The sequence below is a fragment of the Ideonella benzenivorans genome (assembly GCF_020387415.1).
GTDB classification, from domain to species: domain Bacteria; phylum Pseudomonadota; class Gammaproteobacteria; order Burkholderiales; family Burkholderiaceae_C; genus Ideonella; species Ideonella benzenivorans.
Genome location: NZ_JAGWCB010000006.1, coordinates 1 through 18,224, shown reverse-complemented (window position 1 = coordinate 18,224; position 18,224 = coordinate 1). Strand labels below are relative to the sequence as shown.

At 70.1% G+C, this 18,224-nt stretch carries 21 protein-coding genes; 9 read left to right on the top strand and 12 right to left on the bottom strand.

Annotated features, from left to right (window positions below):
• Positions 1-7: 7 nt before the first annotated feature.
• The 7 genes from KGA65_RS00970 to KGA65_RS00940 all read right to left on the bottom strand — a co-directional run bounded on the left by KGA65_RS00970 (position 8) and on the right by KGA65_RS00940 (position 8,444).
• A complete protein-coding gene (locus KGA65_RS00970; RefSeq protein ID WP_225861270.1) occupies positions 8-1,288 on the bottom strand; it encodes an ABC transporter substrate-binding protein in 1,281 nt (426 codons plus the stop codon).
• A gap of 16 nt (positions 1,289-1,304) precedes the next feature.
• Complete coding sequence (locus KGA65_RS00965; protein ID WP_225861269.1) at positions 1,305-2,297, bottom strand: ABC transporter ATP-binding protein; 993 nt, start codon at positions 2,295-2,297, stop codon at positions 1,305-1,307.
• Positions 2,294-3,070 (bottom strand): DeoR/GlpR family DNA-binding transcription regulator, encoded by a 777-nt coding sequence (locus KGA65_RS00960; protein WP_225861268.1) that lies wholly within the window; start codon positions 3,068-3,070, stop codon positions 2,294-2,296. The genes KGA65_RS00965 and KGA65_RS00960 overlap by 4 nt, the downstream gene beginning before the upstream one ends.
• On the bottom strand, positions 3,045-5,369 hold the full coding sequence (locus KGA65_RS00955; RefSeq protein WP_225861267.1) for a putative bifunctional diguanylate cyclase/phosphodiesterase: 2,325 nt from the start codon (positions 5,367-5,369) through the stop codon (positions 3,045-3,047). The genes KGA65_RS00960 and KGA65_RS00955 overlap by 26 nt, the downstream gene beginning before the upstream one ends.
• Positions 5,366-6,595, bottom strand: coding sequence for an FIST signal transduction protein (locus tag KGA65_RS00950; RefSeq protein ID WP_225861266.1), 1,230 nt, complete (start codon positions 6,593-6,595; stop codon positions 5,366-5,368). The genes KGA65_RS00955 and KGA65_RS00950 overlap by 4 nt, the downstream gene beginning before the upstream one ends.
• Before the next feature lie 38 nt (positions 6,596-6,633).
• Complete coding sequence (gene dsdA / locus KGA65_RS00945) at positions 6,634-7,962, bottom strand: D-serine ammonia-lyase (RefSeq protein ID WP_225861265.1); 1,329 nt, start codon at positions 7,960-7,962, stop codon at positions 6,634-6,636.
• A 71-nt stretch (positions 7,963-8,033) separates the two neighbouring features.
• Positions 8,034-8,444, bottom strand: a complete 411-nt coding sequence (locus tag KGA65_RS00940; RefSeq protein ID WP_225861264.1) for a winged helix-turn-helix transcriptional regulator — start codon at positions 8,442-8,444, stop codon at positions 8,034-8,036.
• 65 nt (positions 8,445-8,509) lie between these two features.
• On the opposite strand from KGA65_RS00940, the gene KGA65_RS00935 reads away from it, so the two are divergent.
• Positions 8,510-9,370, top strand: a complete 861-nt coding sequence (locus KGA65_RS00935) for an SDR family oxidoreductase (RefSeq protein ID WP_225861263.1) — start codon at positions 8,510-8,512, stop codon at positions 9,368-9,370.
• A 16-nt stretch (positions 9,371-9,386) separates the two neighbouring features.
• On the opposite strand, the gene KGA65_RS00930 is transcribed toward KGA65_RS00935, so the two are convergent.
• Complete coding sequence (locus KGA65_RS00930; RefSeq protein WP_225861262.1) at positions 9,387-9,773, bottom strand: carboxymuconolactone decarboxylase family protein; 387 nt, start codon at positions 9,771-9,773, stop codon at positions 9,387-9,389.
• Between the two features lie 85 nt (positions 9,774-9,858).
• Between KGA65_RS00930 and KGA65_RS00925 the strand changes: the two genes are divergently transcribed.
• From KGA65_RS00925 to KGA65_RS00915, 3 genes are all read left to right on the top strand, one after another.
• Positions 9,859-10,314 carry an SRPBCC family protein gene (locus KGA65_RS00925; protein ID WP_225861261.1) on the top strand — a complete coding sequence of 152 codons (456 nt, stop codon included), beginning with the start codon at positions 9,859-9,861 and terminating at the stop codon, positions 10,312-10,314.
• Positions 10,315-10,400: 86 nt separating this feature from the next.
• The gene (locus KGA65_RS00920; RefSeq protein ID WP_225861260.1) at positions 10,401-10,766 is read left to right on the top strand and encodes a cupin domain-containing protein; all 366 of its coding nucleotides are present in this window, start codon (positions 10,401-10,403) and stop codon (positions 10,764-10,766) included.
• A 23-nt stretch (positions 10,767-10,789) separates the two neighbouring features.
• The gene (locus tag KGA65_RS00915) at positions 10,790-11,026 is read left to right on the top strand and encodes a class III extradiol ring-cleavage dioxygenase family protein (RefSeq protein WP_225861259.1); all 237 of its coding nucleotides are present in this window, start codon (positions 10,790-10,792) and stop codon (positions 11,024-11,026) included.
• Positions 11,027-11,050: 24 nt separating this feature from the next.
• On the opposite strand, the gene KGA65_RS00910 is transcribed toward KGA65_RS00915, so the two are convergent.
• Together KGA65_RS00910 and KGA65_RS00905 are read right to left on the bottom strand one after the other, a co-directional pair.
• On the bottom strand, positions 11,051-11,878 hold the full coding sequence (locus KGA65_RS00910) for an alpha/beta fold hydrolase (RefSeq protein WP_225861258.1): 828 nt from the start codon (positions 11,876-11,878) through the stop codon (positions 11,051-11,053).
• On the bottom strand, positions 11,875-13,308 hold the full coding sequence (locus tag KGA65_RS00905; RefSeq protein ID WP_225861257.1) for an MFS transporter: 1,434 nt from the start codon (positions 13,306-13,308) through the stop codon (positions 11,875-11,877). The genes KGA65_RS00910 and KGA65_RS00905 overlap by 4 nt, the downstream gene beginning before the upstream one ends.
• 157 nt (positions 13,309-13,465) lie before the next feature.
• Here KGA65_RS00905 and KGA65_RS00900 point away from each other — a divergent pair, with 157 nt between their 5' ends.
• From KGA65_RS00900 to KGA65_RS00890, 3 genes are all read left to right on the top strand, one after another.
• Positions 13,466-14,383, top strand: a complete 918-nt coding sequence (locus KGA65_RS00900; RefSeq protein ID WP_225861256.1) for a LysR family transcriptional regulator — start codon at positions 13,466-13,468, stop codon at positions 14,381-14,383.
• Positions 14,384-14,457: 74 nt separating this feature from the next.
• Positions 14,458-14,964 carry a hypothetical protein gene (locus tag KGA65_RS00895; protein ID WP_225861255.1) on the top strand — a complete coding sequence of 169 codons (507 nt, stop codon included), beginning with the start codon at positions 14,458-14,460 and terminating at the stop codon, positions 14,962-14,964.
• A gap of 25 nt (positions 14,965-14,989) precedes the next feature.
• A complete protein-coding gene (locus tag KGA65_RS00890) occupies positions 14,990-15,385 on the top strand; it encodes a GNAT family N-acetyltransferase (protein WP_225861254.1) in 396 nt (131 codons plus the stop codon).
• Positions 15,386-15,548: 163 nt separating this feature from the next.
• On the opposite strand, the gene KGA65_RS00885 is transcribed toward KGA65_RS00890, so the two are convergent.
• Positions 15,549-15,920 (bottom strand): hypothetical protein, encoded by a 372-nt coding sequence (locus tag KGA65_RS00885; RefSeq protein WP_225861253.1) that lies wholly within the window; start codon positions 15,918-15,920, stop codon positions 15,549-15,551.
• A gap of 105 nt (positions 15,921-16,025) precedes the next feature.
• Here KGA65_RS00885 and KGA65_RS00880 point away from each other — a divergent pair, with 105 nt between their 5' ends.
• Entirely contained in the window at positions 16,026-16,355 is a 330-nt protein-coding gene (locus tag KGA65_RS00880) for a low molecular weight protein tyrosine phosphatase family protein (RefSeq protein ID WP_225861252.1), read from the top strand.
• Positions 16,356-16,787: 432 nt separating this feature from the next.
• On the top strand, positions 16,788-17,444 hold the full coding sequence (locus tag KGA65_RS00875; RefSeq protein WP_225861251.1) for a hypothetical protein: 657 nt from the start codon (positions 16,788-16,790) through the stop codon (positions 17,442-17,444).
• A gap of 198 nt (positions 17,445-17,642) precedes the next feature.
• Here the strand turns inward: KGA65_RS00875 and KGA65_RS00870 are convergent, their stop codons facing one another.
• Entirely contained in the window at positions 17,643-18,125 is a 483-nt protein-coding gene (locus tag KGA65_RS00870; RefSeq protein WP_225861250.1) for a class I SAM-dependent methyltransferase, read from the bottom strand.
• Positions 18,126-18,224 lie beyond the last annotated feature (99 nt).

The window sequence follows — 18,224 nt, the reverse complement described above, 5'->3', positions numbered from 1 at the left end:
CGTGGCCTCAGCGCTGGTAGGGCCGCAGCACGCGGTCGGCCTGGGCCTGGGCGGCGTCCAGCGCCGGCTTGGCCGCCTGCTGGCCGGTGATGACGGACTGGATCGCGTCGTCCAGCAGCTTGCGCACGCGGCCAGCCTGGTGGGTGGACAGCTCGGCGGTGGCCACCTTGAGCTGGTCACGCGCCACCAGCGCCTGCGGCACCTTGGCGGCATAGGTCTTCAGCGTGGCGGTGTCGTAGCTGGCCGGGCTGACGCCCACATAGCCGGTGGCCACGCTCCATTCGGCCGAACGCTCCGGCGCGGTCAGGAACTTGACCAGCCGGTAGGCGGCCTGCTGCTCGGCCTCCGTGCCGCTCTTGAACAGGTAGAAGTTGCCGCCGCCGGTGGGCGAGCCGGGCTCGGTGTGGGCGGGCAGCGGGGCCACGCCGACGTCGAACTTGGCCTCCTTCATCACCGCGGTCAGGTTGCCGGTGGAGTGCCACATGATGGCCGTCTTGCCCTCGACGAAGTTCTGGCGCAGCGTGCCCCATTCGATCAGGCCCTTCGGGCTCAGGCCGTCGGCCGACAGCGCGGCCCAGTAGTTCAGCGCCTCGACCGACTTGGGGCTGTTGAAGAAGGTCTTGGTGCCGGCCGGGTTCATCAGCGGCTGGCTGTTCTGCTTGGTCAGCGCGCCGAACATCCAGTAGGCGTAGCCGGTGGAGGGGATCATCACGCCCCAGCGGTTCGTCGTGGCGCCGTCCTTCTGCACCAGCTTGGCGGCGTCGGCGCGCAGCTCGGCCCAGGTGCGCGGCGGCTTCTCCGGGTCCAGCCCGGCGGCGCGGAAGGCGTCCTTGTTGTAGTACATGACGATGGTCGAGCGCTGGAACGGGATGCCCCAGGTCTTGCCCTCAACACGGCCGTTTTCCATCAGCGCCGGGTAGAAGCTCTTGAGCCAGGCGCGGTCTTCCGGCGTCTTGGCGAAGTCGTCGAAGGGGCGGATCACGCCCTGGTCCTTGAGCTCATGCAGGTCGATCGAGAACAGCACCGAGGTCTGCACCTGGGTGCCAGCCTTCAGCGCGGCCAGGGCCTTGGTGCGGGCGTCGTCGTAGTTGCCGGCGTAGATGGCCTCGACCTTGACGTCGGGGTTGCGCTTCTCGAACTCGCCCACCAGCTTGTCCACCACCTGGGTGAGCGGGCCGCCCACCGAGATCGGGTAGTACATGGTGACGTGGGTCGGCTCGGCGGCGGCCACGCCCAGCGTGGTCATCGCGCCCAGCGCCAGGGCCAGGCATCGGGTCTGGAAGGACATCGCAAACTCCTTGGGTTCAGTCGGTGAGACCGGGGACATCGGTCGGGAGGGACGGGAAGTGACGGGTGTGCTCGGCGGCCCAGCCCAGGCGCACGCTCTGGCCCACCGGCCAGGTCTGGCGGCCGGGGTGGCGCACCTTCAGCGTCTGGCCGTGCAGGCGCACGGTCAGCAGGCTGTCGGCGCCGTGGTACTCGGCCGCCTCGACGACGGCCTGCCAGGGGCCCTGGCCCAGCTGCACGTGTTCGGGGCGGATGCCGCAGCAGCCTGGCTCGCCCGGCAGTTCGATCAGGTTCATCGGCGGCTGGCCGATGAAGCGCGCCACCACCGGGCTGGCCGGCTGCTCGTACAGCTCGGCGGGCGTGCCCACCTGGGCGATGCGGCCCTGGTGCAGCAGCACGATGCGGTCGGCCATGCTCATGGCCTCGACCTGGTCGTGGGTCACGTAGACCAGCGTCAGGCCCAGGGTCTGCTGCAGGCGGCGCAGCTCCACCCGCATCTCGGCGCGCAGCTGCGCGTCCAGGTTGCTGAGCGGCTCGTCCATCAGGCACAGCGGGTGCTGGGACACCACGGCCCGCGCCAGCGCCACCCGCTGCCGCTGGCCGCCGGAGAGCTGGCCGGGCTTGCGCGACAGCAGGGCCGACAGGCCCAGCATCTGCACCGCCTGGTCGAGCCGGCGGGCCTGCTCGGCGCGCGGCACGCGGCGGGCCTGCAGGCCGAACAGGATGTTCTGCGCCACGCTCAGGTGCGGGAACAGCGCGTAGGACTGGAACACCAGGCTGAGCTGGCGTTGCGCCGGCTCCAGTTCGGTCACGTCGCGCCCGCCGATCCAGATGTGGCCGGCGCTGGGCCGGTCCAGCCCGGCGATCAGGCGCAGCAGCGTGGTCTTGCCGCAGCCGGAGGCGCCCAGCAGCGCGACGAATTCGCCGCGCGCCACCGCCAGGTCGATGCCACGCAGCACGGCCTGGCCGTCAAAGCGCTGCTCGATGCCGTCGAGTCGCAGGTCGCTCATGGTTGCTGGGCCTCGCCACAGCGGTGAAAGGCCACCCCGGCGCGGGCGCACAGCGTCTGCAGCGCCTCGGGGGCCTCCTCGTCGGTGAACACATGGTCCAGCTCGGCCAGCGTGGCCACGCGGCAGGGCGCGGCACGCCGGTACTTGCTGCCGTCGACCAGCAGCAGCTGGCTCTGGCTGTGCGCCAGCAGCACGCGGCTGAGCTCGGCCTCCTCGGGCTGGAACTCACACAGCACGCCGTCGGCGGTGATGCCGCCGGCCCCCAGCACCGCCAGGTGGGCCTCGAAGCGCTGCAGGAACTCCAGCGTGGCAAAGCCCATCAGGTCGCGGTCGGCCGGGCGCAGCCGGCCCCCGGCCAGCCAGGTCTCCACCGCCGGCTTGTCGGCCAGCGCCAGCGCGGCGTCCAGGTTGTTGGTCACCACGCGCAGCGGTTTGTCCGGTGGCAGCGCGCGGGCGAATGCGGCCACCGTGGTGCCGTAGCCCAGGAAGACGGTGGCCTCGTCCTGCAGCAGCCCCACCGCGGCCTGGGCGATGCGGCGCTTGCGCTCGCTGTGCGCGCTGCTGCGCTGGGCAAAGCTGCGGTTGTGCTGGGCCGCCAGCAGCGCCAGCCCGCCGTGCTGACGCCGGGCCAGGCCCTGCTCGCACAGCCCATGGATGTCGCGCCGGATGGTCTGCGGGCTGACCTGGAAGCGCTCGGCCAGCTGCTCGGTGCCCAGTTGGTGGGACGCGTGCAGCCAGCTCAGGATGTCACGTTGACGGGGGCTGAGGTTCATTCGCTCGTCGTTCACTTTCAAATGAAAGTGTCGACAGCGGGCGTGTCAGCGGCATGACAGGGTCGTGGACCTGGGCCAGCAGGTCCGCCAGCCGCATGGGCCGGGCAAACCAGTAGCCCTGCGCGCCGCGGATGTGGGTGTGGCGGCGCAGATAGGCCAGTTCCTCGGCCGTCTCCACCCCCTCGGCCACCACGGCGATGCCCAGCGCGCCGCACAGCGACTCGATCGCGCGCAGGATGCTCTGGCTGCGCGGCCGCTGGTGCACCTGGCAGATGAAGGCGCGGTCGATCTTGACCTCGTCGGCGATCTCGTCGCTGAGCATGGCCAGCGAGGAATAGCCGGTGCCGAAGTCGTCGATCGACACCCGCAGGCCCCGCGCGCGCAGCAGCGGCAGCACCCGGCGCTGGAAGCGCTCGGCCGCCACCAGCGCGTCCTCGGTCAGCTCCAGCATCAGGCCGCGGGCCTGGTCGGGCGTGATGTCGCGCGTCAGCCCATCCATGAAGGCCACGTCGCTGGCCTGCCGGGCCGCGATGTTGAGGCTCACCGTCACCGCCTCGCCAAAGCGGGCCCGCAGCTGCGGCAGCGCCTGCAGCACGTCGTCACGCACGAGGGCGGTGATCTGGTCCAGCAACCCCAGCTCGACCGCCAGGTCGATGAACTCCGCCGGCAGGGTCAGCGTGCCATCGGGCTGCACCCCGCGCACCAGGGCCTCGAAGCCGACCAGGCGGCCGCCGTCCAGCTCCACCTTGGGCTGGTACAGGGCGATGAAGCGGCGGTCGCGCAGCGCGGCGCGCAGGCGCTGCTCCATCGCCATGCGCGCGGTCAGGGCCTCGCCCATCGCGGCGGTGAAGTACTGCGCACTGCCCTTGCGGTCCAGCTTGGCGCGGTACATCGCGTTGTCGGCCGAGCGGCGCAGCGCCTCGTAGCTGCGGCCGTGCAGCGGGTAGATGCAGACCCCGACCGAGGCCGAGGTCAGCACCTCCAGCCCCTCGATGTGGAAAGGTTGCTTGAGGCTGTCCACCACCTGCTCGATCTGCGCCGGCAGCGCCTCCAGGCCGGGCAGCGGGTCGATCAGCAGCAGGAACTCGTCGCCGCTGATGCGGGCCAGCGTGTCGCTGGGGCGGATCTGGCCGCACACCCGCTGGGCCGCCGCGCGCAGCAGCGCGTCGCCCACCGCATGGCTGTAGAAGTCGTTGACCTGCTTGAAGTTGTCCAGGTCGATGAAGGCCAGCGCCACCGGCGCGTCATCGGGACGGCCCTCCAGCGCGCGGGCCACGATGGCCTGCATCCGCACCCGGTTGGGCAGGCCGGTCAGCTCGTCGTAATAGGCCCGCTGCGCCAGCTCCCGCTCGTAGTGCTTGCGCTCGGAGATGTCGTTGAGCAGCGTGAGCCGCATCGCCTCGTCAAAGACCTGCACCGGCTTGCTGGTGATCAGCAGGGTGCGGCCACCATCGAGCTGCACCTCGCGCTCCAGCACGTCGGCCCGGCGGCGGCGCCCGGTCGGGCCGGGGCCAGGCTCCAGCAGGCGGCGCGCGGCCTCGTCCAGCGGCTCGCCCGGCCGCAGCGGCAGCATCTGGTCGGCCACGGCGTTGCTCAGCAGCAGCTGCTGCCGGCCGTTCTGCACCACCAGCCCGACCGGCAGGTTGCCGACGATGTGGTGCAGCAGTTCGGCGTTGCGCTGGGCCTGCTGCTCGCTGTGGCGCAGGCGCTCGGCCAGCTCGTGCAGCTCGCGGCTGCGCACCGCCGACTGGTGGGCGAAACGGGTGGCCAGCGCATGCGACACCAGCAGCGCAAAGCGCCGGCCCAGCTCCACCTGGTCGCGGCTGAAGCCGAGCTCGCCGGGGCCACGGCGCAGGGCCAGGATGCCGCGGTGCTCGCGCACCCGCACCGGCAGGTACAGCCAGGACGGCGTGGCCTGGCCGGCCGCCAGATCCGCCGCGGTGGGCACGGTGGCCACCGCCCGGCCGGCCAGCACCTTGCGCAGCAGGGGCGTCAACGGCCACTGGCAGCCCACCTCGGTCTCGGGCTCGGCCACGGTGCAGGACAGGGTGTCGGCCTCGGCCTCGCGGCCCTGGCTCAGCATCAGCGCCTGCGAGAAGGTGAACACCCGCCGCAGCGAGGCGAACACCCGCGGGAAGGGGTCGGCCTCGGCGTCCAGGGTCAGCAGGGATTCGAGCGCATCGAGCAGCTTCTGCGTCTGCACGCTGGCGGCCTTGAGCCCCTCGTGGTGGCGCTGCAGGCTCTGCAGCATGTCGCGCAGGGCCTCGGTGCTCTGCAGGTCGGGCTCGTGGTCGGTCATCGGGGCACCTCCGGCGCGCCCAGCACCACGGCGGCGATCATCAGGTTGCCGTGCACATTGCGGTTGAGCAGCCAGCCCTGCTCGCCAAAGGTGAAGCAGCCCAGAAAGGGCACCGGCCCCAGGCGCTGACGCACCGACTGCATCACCGCGTCCAGCTCATCGCCCACCGCCAGGCGGCAGCCGCCGCAGTAGACGATCAGCGCGCCGGCCGCATGCTGGCCCGCCGGCAGCGAGGCGCGCGCCTGCGCCGCGACACGGCCGGCGCGGGCGATCAGGCGCGCGCGGTCGCCGCGCATCGCGTGCAGCCGGTCGCCCACCCGCAGGTCGCAGAAGGTGCGCAGGCTGCCCGCCGGCGTGACCGCCGAGGGGTGCACCAGCAGGTAGTGCGACAGGCCATGCGTCTGCCCCACCTTCACCGCCAGGGGCTGCAGCGCGGTCTCGGCCAGAACGGCGCCGCCGCCGAGCTGGGCGTCAAGGGCGCCGTCCAGCCAGCCGTTGTAGACGGCGGCAGCCGGGCGGCCGTCGATGGTGAGCAACTCGCGGCCCTGCATGGGTGGCCCCCCCGGCTGGCCGGCGCGGCGTCCAGCCGTGCCGCCCACGCCGGTCACCACCCCCGTCGGGCCACTGGGCTCGTAGCCGCCCTGGAACACCACCCGCACTGCGCCAGCCGGGTAGAGCACCGCCACCGACAGGCCGTTGGGCAGCGGGCCTTCCGGCCCCAGCTGGCGCCAGTGGCCGGCCACCGCGTCATCGGCCGCGCTGCCGCCCATGATCGGGCAGCGGTCACCCACCACCCGGCGCAGGCCGGTCAGCACCGCCTCCTCGCTGCCGGGCGCCTGGTAGACCCAGACCATCGCGGGCAGCTCGCCCTCGCAGCCGGCGCGGGCCACGGCCTGCAGCAACAGGGCCGTGGCACGGGCCTCGGGGTCGGGGCCCAGCGGCCCGGCCGCCACGCCGAAGTTGCCTTCGGGGTCGTCCACCGCCATCAGGCCGATCCCCCGGGGGCCGCTCAGGCCATCCTGGGTCATCACCCCACCGGCCGAGGTGCCGCCCACCACCGGGACCTGCGGCCAGCGCTCGGCCAGCAGGCGGTGCAGCAGCGCGTCGTCCACCCCCTCGCCATAGAAGGCGAAGATCAACTGCGGGGCGTCTGCGGCGGCACGCTGCTGCGCCAACCGGGCCACGGCCGTGGCCGGCTCGGCGGCGGAAACGACGTGGGTTTTCATGGTGTTGTTGTGTGAAACCCGGCCTCCCCGGCCGGTGCTCAGCCGGACTTCATGGCGCCGGCCTCCCCCGGTTTTCGGCGCTCCACCGGCAGCCGCCCCAGGCTCGGGCCGCCCGCCAGCAGGGCCAGGAACACGTCGCGCGGCAGGCCCTTGCCGCCGGTGGTCCAGACCAGCGGCATCACCGGCTCGGGCCGCCAGGCGGCCACCGTGGCCGCGCAGGGGCCGGCCATCATCTCGTGCGCCACGAAGCCGGCCGCCGCCGAGGGCTCCAGCTTCAGGCCGTGCTCGTTCCATTGGTAGCGCAGCATGCGCAGCAGGTCGCCGTCGGCCACCGTGACCACCGCGTCCACCAGCGGGGCCACCAGGCCGGCCACCCTCGCCGAGGCGCGCGGCACCGCCAGGCCATCGGCCACGGTCTGGTTGTTCAGGCCGATGTCGTAGACGCTCAGCGTGTCATCCCCGCTGGCCAGGCGCAGCAGGAAGCAGGGCGAGGCCACCGGCTCGACGAACACGCACTGCACCGCGTCGCCGAACAGGCACTTGAGCCCGAAGGCCACGCCGCCCGGCGCACCACCGACGCCACAGGGCAGGTAGACCCGCAGCGGGCGCTCCGGCGTGGGCACGAGGCCCTGGGCCGTCAGCTGCGGCGCCAGATCCCAGGCCGCCGCGGCATAGCCGAAGAACAGCAGCAGCGAGGCCTCGTCGTCGATGAAATAGGCCTGCGGGTCGTCGCGGGCGATGGCGCGCGCCGCAGCCACCGCCTGGGCATAGTCGCCGGCGTGTTCCACCACGGTGGCCCCCACCGCGCGCAGCCGGTCCTTCTTCCAGGCCTTGGCGTCGCGCGACATGTGCACGTCCACCCCCAGGCCCAGCGCCCGGGCCATCACGCCCACGCTGTAGCCCAGGTTGCCGGTGCTGCCCACCAGCACCCGGTGCTGCGCGAACAGGGCGCGGGCCGGCGCGTCGGCCAGCACCGCGGTGTCACCGCCCTCGGTCAGCAGGCCGGCCGCCAGCGCCAGCTGCTCGGCATGACAGAGCACCTCGTAGACGCCACCGCGGGCCTTGATGCAGGCGGTGATGGGCAGGGCGTGGTCGGCCTTGACCCACAGCGCCCGGCCGTGGTCGTCGCCCTGGCGCAGCAGCGGGGAGTCGATGCGCCCGCCCGGCCCCACGCTGCCGGGAAAGCAGCGCGCCAGCAGAGGCCCGAAGCGCTGCCAGCGGGCCACGGCGGCCTCGACATCGGCACGGCCGTAAGGGCAGGCCGCCAGGGCCTGGGCGGCCGGCAGGCGGTGCGGGTTGGGCCAGAAGAAAGGCTGGCCGGCCCGCAGGGGGGCAGGCAGGGTGACGAGCGGGTCGGCAGCGGGCATGCGCGTGCGGCTCCGGAGGACTGCAATGGCCCGAGCTTACCCCCGGATACAGGCAGGGTCTCTCCCCTGCGTCAGGCCTTGGGCGCGACCGCCGCGTCGGTGTGGCGCTGCCGCTGTTGCAGCACCTCCCCCAGCCGGGTCTCGATCCAGTCGGCCAGATGGCGCACCCGCTCGGCCGCCTCCTGGCCCAGCGGCGTCAGGCTGTATTCCACATGCGGCGGCACCACATCGAAGGCCTGGCGCCGCACCAGCCCATCGCCCTCCAGCCATTGCAGCGTCTGCGCCAGCATGCGCTCGCTCACCCCGCCCACGGCGCGGCGCAGCTCGGCAAAGCGGTGGGTGCGCGTTTCCAGCACCAGCAGCACCAGCACGCCCCAGCGGCTGGTGACGTGCTTGAGCACCTCGCGCGAGGGGCAGTCCACCGCCAGCAGGTTGCCGCGGCGCACGGCTTCGGACAGCGGGAGCCGGGTACTTCCCTTCATGTGCGTACTTCCGAAAAGTAAGTGTCCATCGTACAGTGCTTTCACACCTTCTGAGGAGTCTGACCATGACCACCATCGCCATCACCGGCGCCACCGGCCAACTGGGCCGCCTGGTGCTGCAGAGCCTGAAGACCCGTGCCCCCGGCGCCACCGTGATCGCTCTGGCCCGCACCCCGGCCAAGGCGGCCGACCTGGGCGTGACCGTGCGCCCCGCCGACTACACCCAGGACGCCCCCACCCTGGCGGCCGCCCTGGCCGGCGTGGACACGCTGCTGCTGATCTCCAGCAGCGAGATCGGCCAGCGCGAGGCCCAGCACCGCCACGTCATCGACGCGGCCAAGCTGGCCGGTGTGAAGCACTTGGTCTACACCAGCCTGCTGCATGCCGAACGCTCGCCGCTGTCACTGGCGCCCGAGCACCTGGCCACCGAGGCGATGATCCGCGCCAGCGGCATCCCGGCCACCGTGCTGCGCAACGGCTGGTACGCCGAGAACTACAGCGCCGGCTTCCCGGCCGCGGTGGCCCACGGCGCGCTGCTGGGCAGCGCGGGCGAAGGCCGTCTGGCCCTGGCCCCCCGTGCCGACTACGCCGAAGCCGCCGCCACCGTGCTGGCCGACCCCGCCGCCCATGCCGGCCAGGTCTACGAACTGGCCGGCGACACCGCGCCGACCCTGGCCGAGCTGGCCGCCGAAATCAGCCGCCAGGCCGGCAAGCCGGTGCCCTACAAGAACCTGCCGGCCGACGAGTACACCGCCGTGCTGCGCAGCGCCGGCCTGCCCGAAGGGTGGGCGGTGGCCCTGCCGCAGTTCGACCTGGGTGCGGCCCAGGGCGCGCTGTTCGACGACGGCCATCAGCTCTCGACGCTGATCGGCCGGCCCACCACGCCGCCCGCCGCCTACGTGGCCGCGGCGCTGAAGGCGGCCTGACGCCGCCGCGACGAGCTCAGGCCTTGGGCCCGTCGATCACCTCGGCCGCGGCGCGGAAGCCCTCCACCGCCGCCGGCACGCCGCAGTAGATGCTGGCGTGCAGCAGCACCTCCTGGATCTCCTGCAGGGTGGCGCCGTTGTTGAGCGCGCCGCGCACATGGCCTTTCAGCTCATGCGACTTGCCCAGCGCGGTCAGCATGGCGACGGTGATGAGGCTGCGGGTCTTCAGGTCCAGGCCTTCGCGCTGCCAGGTGTCGCCCCAGGCGTTGCGGGTGATGTATTCCTGCAGCGGCGCGGTGAACTCGGTCAGGCCGCTGAAGGCCTTCTCGACGAAAGCCTCGCCCATCACCTGCTTGCGCATGGCCAGGCCGTTGTCGAAATCCTTGTTGGGGGCGGTGGTCATCGTGAGACTCCTGGCGGGTTGGTGGTGCAATCGTCCGGGATTCTAGAAACAGCCCGTGTCCGGGCCTGACCTCGAGGAGACCGCCATGGCCGAACGCACCATCACCCTGCACCGCGTGCTCAAGGCACCGCCCGAGCGGGTCTACCGCGCCTTCCTGGACCCGGAGGCGATGTGCAAGTGGCTGCCGCCCAAGGGCTTCGTGGCCCAGGTGCAGGAGATGGACGCCCGCGAGGGCGGGCGCTACCGCATGTCCTTCCGCAACTTCGGCAACGGCCAGACGCACGCCTTCGGCGGCACCTACCTGCGCCTGGTGCCCGACGAGACGATCCGCTACAGCGACCATTTCGACGACCCCAATCTGACGGGCGAGATGATCACCACGGTGACGCTGCGCACCGTGTCCTGTGGCACCGACCTGACCGTCACGCAGGAAGGCATCCCCGCGCTGGTCCCGCTGGAGATGTGCCACCTGGGTTGGCAGGAATCGCTGGACCAGCTGGCGGCGTTGGTGAAGCCCACCCTGCCCGCCGAAAACTTCTGAGCCCTGGGCCCAACCCGGTTGACGCGGCGGGCCGGACTCTGGCATCACTCCCGCATGCGCGCCAGCCCGGCGCCGGGAGCATGACCATGGCCCTCAAACACGCCTGCCACGACGAAGTCATCGACCTGTACGCCGGTGTGGACCAGCCCAACGCCGAGCGCAGCACCAGCCTGCTGCGCACGCCGCACCTGCAACTGATCCGCCTGGTGCTGAAAGCCGGCACCACCTTGCGTGAGCACCAGGTGCGCGGCGAGATCACCGTGCAATGCCTGCGCGGCGAGGCCGAAGTCTCCACCCCCGACAGCGACTGCCCGCTGCGCCCCGGCCAACTGGTGGCCGTGCCCGCCGGCGAGCCGCATGCGGTGACGGCCCACACCGACTGCCTGCTGCTGCTGACGGTGCTGCACCGGGGACCGGAGCCGGACCAGGCGGCGCCCGCCATCCCGATCTGAATTTGTTAGGCTGCCGGCTGACCATGACCGTCTCCACCCGTTTTCGCTGCCCGGCCTGTGGCTTCACGGTGTTCAACCGCCGGCTGGCACATTGCGAGGCCTGCCAGGCCCCGCTGCCCGAGAGCCTGCGCTTTGACGCGGCGACCCTGGCCCGCCTGGAACGGGACGCCGCCGAGATCGACCGCCAGCGGGCCGAGCTGGCCCGCGAGGCCGAAGCCCAGGAGGCCCAGCGGCAGCGCCGCCGGGGTGACGGGGGCTGACAGCGCGGAGCGCGCAGTTCCCGTTCAGCCCACCGGAAGATCCGCCAGGAAACCCGCCACAGCGTCCAGCACCTGCTGCGGGTGCTGGCGGTGCGGCACATGGCCGCAGCCGGGCAGCAGGGCCAGCGTGGCGGGGCCGCCGGCCAGCGCCATGAAGCGCTGGGGCTGGGCGGGTGAGCCGTATTCATCCTGCTCGCCGTGCAGCACCAGCAGCGGGCAGCGCAAGCCGGGCAGCAGGGCGTCCAGGTTCCAGTCGGCAAAGTCTTTGGACAGCCAGGTGTCCACCCAGGCGCGCAGCACCCAAGGTGCCTTGTCGCCGTGGTGCGCCGCCAGCCGGGCCATGGCGGGCGAGGCGCCGTCCGGCCCTGCGGCGGCGAACTGCGCTTCGGCCGCGCGGATGCCGGCCAGCGTCAGCGGCTCCACAAAGGCCTGGGCCGATTCGAGCACCAGGGCCTCGCAGTCGTCCGGCCAGGCGTGGGCGCAGCCCAGGGCCATGCCGCCGCCCACGCTGTGGCCCAGGGCCACGAAGCGGCCGATGCCCAGCTGCGCGCGCAGCGCCGCAAAGCCCTCGCGGGCCTCGTCCTGCACAAAGCTCAGCGCCAGGGCGCCGGGGTGCGGGTCCGAGCGGCCAAAGCCCAGCCGGTCGTAGGCGATCACCTCGCGCCCGGTGGCGCGCGCCAGCCGGGCGGGGAAATCCCGCCAGACCGAGACGCTGCCCAGCGATTCGTGCAGCAGCACGATGGGGCTGCGGGCCTCGCCCTCGGCCTGCGGCGGCGTCCAGCGGCGGGCGAACAGCCGGCCCTGCGGCGTGGGGATCCAGTGGTCGTGGGTGGGAATGGGCGGCAGCGTCATGCCCCGATGCTAGGCGCTGTGGCCGCGCCCCGCCCCGGGCTGCGCAGCAGGCTGATGCCCGCCGCCGCCAGCGCCAGCACGGCCGATGCCGCCAGGCCCCAGCGGGCCGCGGGCCCGGCCGGCAGGACGTGGAAGAGCAGGCCCATCATCAGGCTGCCCAGCGTCTGGCCGGTGAGGCGGGCGGTGCCCTGGGCGCCCCCGGCCGCGCCGCTGCGTTCGGGCGGGGCGTTGAGCAGCATGTTGCGGTTGTTGGGCGTCTGGAAGAAGCCGAAACCCGCGCCAGCCAGCGCGGTGAACACGCTCACGCCCAGCCAGGGGTGGCCCTGCAGCGGCACCGCCGCGCACAGGGCCAGGCCCAGGGCCAGCACCGCACCGCCGCCCGCGCACAGCCAGGCGGTGGGCAGCCGGTCCGACAGGCGGCCGGCCAGCGGGGCGGCCAGCATCACCGCCAGCGGCCAGGGCGTCATCAGCAGGCCGGTGGCCAGGGTGCTCTGGCCCAGGCCGTGCAGCAGGTAGAAGGGCGTGGCCACGGTGGCGCCCATCTGCCCCGTGAAGCAGCAGACCGAGGCCAGGATGGAGATGCGAAACGGGTGGCTGCGCAGCAGATCCAGCGGAATGAGCGGCGCGGCGCGCGGCAGCTCGCGCCGCACCAGGCCCACGCCGCACACCGCCGCCAGCGCCAGCAGCGCGGCGCCCTGGGCGGGCTGGTCCATCAGCCGGTCGGTGCCCAGCACGAAGGCGGCGAACAGCCCGGCGTTCAGGGCGATGCTGCCCACATCCAGCGGCCGGTGCGAGCCCGCCACCCGCGGCAGCCCGGCGCAGGCCGCCAGCACCAGCGCGCCGATGGGCAGGTTGATGGCGAACAGCCAGGGCCAGTTGGCCACCGACAGCAGCGCCGCCCCCGCCGCCGGGCCGGCGGCCGACGCGGCGGCCACCGTCAGCGCGTTCCAGGCGATGGCCTGGCCCAGCAGCCGGCGCGGGTAGGTGAAGCGCAGCAGCGCCAGCCCCACCGGCATGACGGCCCCGCTGCCCAGGCCCTGCAGGCAGCGCCCGGCCACCAGCCAGGGCAGCGAAGGTGCCGCCGCGCACAAGGCCGAGGCCGCGATGAACAACAGCAGCCCGCCGGTGAACACCCGGTGGTAGCCCACCCGTTCACCCAGGGCCGCGGCCGGCAGCAGGCACATCACCACCGCCAGCTGGTAGGCCGTGGCCACCCACACCGCCTGGGCCGGCGTGGCCTGCAGGGCTTGGGCGATGGCGGGCAGCGCCACGTTGGCGATGGTCATGTCCAGCACCACCAGCACGATGCCGCCCAGCAGCGCGGCCATGGCCACCCAGCGTCGCGGCGTGGGCAGGCCATCGGCCACGGCCGGGGCGGCAGAGGGAGCGGGCGGCAGGGCGGGCGAGGCCGCGGCAACAGGTGAGGACATGGTGGCAAGGCTCAGCAGCAGAGGTCGGCAACAAGGCACCGCCAGCTTAGGCAGGCGCCGCCCGCCTGCCCAGCGCGTGGCGTGCAGGTCATTCATGCGCGTCACGCCAGGGTTCAAACCCACCCCCGGCGCGCCACGCCATGCTAGCTTTGCGCCCATGCCCATGGCCCCCGACCTGAACCTGCTGCCCGCGCTGGATGCGCTGCTCTCCGAAGCCAGCGTGACCCGCGCCGCCGAGCGCCTGCAGCTGAGCGAATCGGCCATGAGCCGCACCCTGGCCCGCCTGCGCGCCGCCACCGGCGACCCGCTGCTGGTGCGCGCCGGCCGCGCCATGGTGCTCACCCCGCACGCCCTGGCCCTGCGCGAACAGGTGCAGGCCCTGGCCCGCGACGCCAGCGCCGTGCTGCAGCCCGCGGGCGAGGACTGGAACCTGGCCACGCTGGAACGCACCTTCACCCTGCGCGCCAACGACGGCTTCATCGAAGCCTTCGCCCCCGCCCTGGTGGCCCGCGCCGCCCGCGAGGCACCCGGCGTGCGCCTGCGCTTTGCGCCCAAGCCCGACAAGGACGTGCGCCCCCTGCGCGAAGGCCTGATCGACCTGGACCTGGGCGTGCTGGGCCCTGCCACCGGGCCCGAGGTGCGGGTGCAGGCCATCTACCGCGACCACTTCGTGGGTGCCGTGCGACCGGGCCACCCGCTGCTGCAAAACGGCCCCCTCACCCCCGAGCGCTACGCCGCCTGCGGCCACATCGTGGCCTCGCGCCGGGGCCATGGCGCCGGGCCGGTGGACGACGCCCTGGCCGAACGCGGCCTGCGCCGCACCGTGGCGACCATGGTGCCCAGCTTCCGGGCCGCGCTGTCCATTGCCGCAGAGACGGACCTGGTGGCCCTGGTGCCCGCATCCTTCTTCACCCGGCAAGAGGCCCTGGTGGCCTTTGCCCTGCCGGTGAGCACCGAGCCCATCGTCATCTCCCAGATGTGGCACCCCCGGCTGGAGCGAGACCCGGGCCACCGCTGGCTGCGCGGCCTGGTGCTGGCGGTGTGCCGGGAAGCGCTGCCCCCCTCGAACTGCTGATGGCGTGAGCGCTGGCGTCATGCACGATGGCGGACAGCGCCCACGCCCGTGGGCCCCAGCCCGGGAGCAGCACCATGGCAACAGCCACCACGCAGCAGGCCTCTTCCAAACACAGCCCCAAGACCTTGGCCGACCTGGGCGATGCCTGGCTGGCCTGGCAGATTGCGCTGCTGAAAGGAAACCGCTGGCCCCTGTCGGGCGACGTCACCCAATGGATCAGGACCTGGGGCGAGATCGTCGGGCAGGTGGGGCTGGTCAACTACAACATCGTGGGGACCAAGGACCCCATGGCCGAGAAGCGCATTGGCAGCGAATACAGCTATGGCCGCCAATTGGGGCGGATCCTGGACGTGCTTGTGCCGGTCGTGAAGGCCCATGAAGCGGACTTCCAAGCTGACTCGAGCAAAGAGAAGGCGCTGAAGGACTTTGACGAGATGGTCGAGGACATCGCCAAGCTCAAAGCCAAGCGGTACACCGCGGATGAGGTGGTGGCCATGGTGAAGAAGTGGAAAGACGACGGAGACTTCGAGGCCAACATCCAGAAGCTGCGTGAAGCACTGGACGAAATGGACGGAGACTGAGCGCCTCACCCGCAACATCAAACCCATGCAGATCCGCCCCATCCTGCCCGAGGAAATCGAACCGGCCCGCCTGCTCCTGGCTGCCAATGGCTGGGGGCCGCGTGTGGAGGACCCCGCTGTCTTCCGCGAGCTGGTGGATCGCTCGCAAGTGGCCCTGGTGGCGGTTGAGCAAGCACGGGTCATCGGCTTCCTCAGAGCCATCAGCGATGGGCTGTTCAATGGCTACATCTCGATGGTCGTGGTGGACGGCGAACACCGTGGCCGCGGCATCGGCTCGGCCCTGGTGCAGACGGCGATGGGTGACAACGAGCGCATGACCTGGGTGCTGCGCGCCGGCCGCACGGGCGTGTCGGCCTTCTACGAGAAGCTGGGGTTCAAGACGTCCGAGGTCGCCATGGAGCGGCCCGGAAAGCGCCGGTAGGTCCGGCGCGCTGCAAGGCGCTCACGGCTCTGCCAGAAGCGGCAGCCGCTGGGCCCACGCTCAGTTCCCCACCGATGGCCAGCACCGGCATGGGCAGGCTCCACCGAGTTGCAGGTTGGACGCTGCAAGCGAGAGGTGGCTGAGCATGGATGATCAAACCTGTTCACACAGGCCGAGCCTGCCACCATGACCACGCGCTGGCCAGCGCCATGGTCAGAAAGCCCGCAGCGGCCAGGAAGTGATGCGGGCTGCACCACGCCAATGCCAGGAGCAAAGCCAGCAAGGTGGCGAACACGGCAAAGGCGCTGCCGACAAGCCGCCAGACGCGTCCTCGTCGAGGCAGCGAAACAGCCACCCCCACCGCCAACAGCGCCACGAAGGAGCCGCCGATGGCGCTCATCATTGGGATGCCAATGGAATCAGCTTCGGGCGGATAGATGCCCTCATCCAGATTGGCGGACAGCACATGCCACAGCAAGCCGTTGGCCAACAGAAGCGAGGCCAGCATGGCCCCGAACGCGCGCAAACCTTGCATGATTGGCGTCACCTCATCTTGCCGGGCCGGATACATACCAGCGCCCGAATCTTGCCGATGGCAAGCTGCCTCGCACTGTAACGGGCCGGCCCACTTTCATCCGCATTGACCAACGTCCTCTTCATCTGCAGCCGCAACCAGTGGCGCAGCCCCACCGCCGAGGCGGTGTTTGCCGACGCGCCGGGCGTGGAATGCCTGTCGGCCGGCCTGAACCATGACGCCGAAAACCCGCTGACGGCGGAACTGGTGGATTGGGCCGACCTGATCTTCGTGATGGAGCGCGACCACCAGGCACGGCTGAAGGCGCGCTTTCGCCCGCAGTTGACCGGCAAGACGGTGGTGTGCCTGGGCATTCCAGACCGCTACCGCTACATGGACCCGGCGCTGGTGGCGCTGCTGCGCGCCAGGGTGACGCGGCATTTGTCGAAGGGCTGACGAAGCTGCGGCCGTTGGCCGCATTCACCCATCGTCCGGCGCTGCCAAAAGGAGACCCTGACAGCCCCTGGGTGATTCATCCTCCCGAGGGAGGATGCGCCCCCTCGTTTGCAATTCGATACACGCGCAAACTCAGCCCGATGGAAATCTAGGCATGACAACATAAGAAAACTCTTCGACCACCCATCGCCGCTGCCGCCGCATGAAAACCATGTCATGTTCGACCAGGATCTTGATGATGAGATGAGACTGATCACGGAGAAAGCCAAATGCACTGATCGTGAGTCACTCGAACACATCTATGAACCAAGCAGATTTCTTCGCAGGCAAGGTGGAGTCTAGCCTTTGAGGCAAGCTGACATACAGCATCCGCTTGCACAGACTGAGACGTTGAACTTCAGAAAGCCACACCGGCCATAGCAGGAAGATAAAATGAAGAAGATATTTCTAGTAGCAGTTTCCATCGCACTATCTGCAGTGGCATATTTTTCATATTCAAAGTATGAGCAGAGGCAGTTCATGGAAGCTCTTTTGCCGCACGTCAAAAACGTATCTTTACGAGTTGCAAACTCCGCGCGGTATGAGACAGAGGCAGATACAAAAATAACTTTCAAAGAGCTCTTCGAGAAGCTTGAGCTAGATATCTCAGAGGTCGACAAGCATCTTATTGAAGTTCAAACAATTTCGTCCCCCAAGACCGCCCCCGTATCCGATCCCGTAGTTACTTATTTAAAGGCCAGCCAGGAATACCTTCGCGCCATGCTTCAAAAGTATCGAAAGACTTTAGCATTTAGCAGCGCAAACGATTTTGCAGAGAAGTCTCTTGACGATCTCAGAACATCATCGGGCTATGGTTTCGACTTCGCCAAACGAAGCGCAGACCAAGCCATAAAGGAGCTTGGCAAAGCTGAAGAGGAGTTGAGTGCCGCCGTACCTGAGTTGCGCGCAACGACTGAAAAATTGAAGGCTGCTCGCGCAACCTTAGCCGCGACGTTCCCCGCTGACGCACTCATTCCGGTCGAGCAACTTGACGCAGTGATTGGAAAAAACTCTGCGAAACCGGGGGTTGCTGCTAGTGCTACCCATTAACGCTCGCCCTCGGAAGGCATGCCCTGTATGAGTAATACTATCGAAGACCGGGCTACGTCAGTGGGCACATAATCGCCACCAGATGCAAAGTTCAGATGGCGCGACAAAATGCCGTAGTGTGCTCGACGGCGTGAGTTATCCGGCACCTATGCTGAGCATGGAGGCCGGAGTGGGACTCATAGCCGGTTCGCAGCATACTTAATCCGCTTGAGTCGAGGCACGCGCCACCCAGCCGCGAAACGCCAAGCCGATATAGAAGGTGCTGATTTCGTTGAAACCAGCCTCTCGCATGAGCGCTTCGTCTTCTTTGGGCGAAAGGATCGGCAGTTGTTGACCGATCAACTCTGCCGATGTTCTCGCCTGATTCCGATCCACTCCTGACGAGATGGCGAACTCCGCGCACCTGGACAACCACAACTCACGCTCCTCAGGATTGTGAGGGATGCTGTAGTGCATTGCGACGAAGACGCCTCCGGGCTTCAGCCGCGAATGAATTTCACGCAATGTTCTGAGCCGGTCAGCTTCGGTGGTGAAGTGCAGCGTCAGAAGACAGGACGCTGCATCGAACGGCCCCATGGGCGCCGCTTCGACGTAGCCATTGTGCAGTTGAACTCGGGAAGCCAGGGGCCCGAGAGAGGTTCTCGCCAAATCCAGGGCGTTCTCAAATCCGAAGTGCAACACCTTGCCCCTCCGGTAAGGTGTGAAGATGAAGATGAGATACAGGCAGCTGCAAGCTGAAGACCGCGTGACGCTGGCGGCGCTGCGCCAGCAGGGCTACAG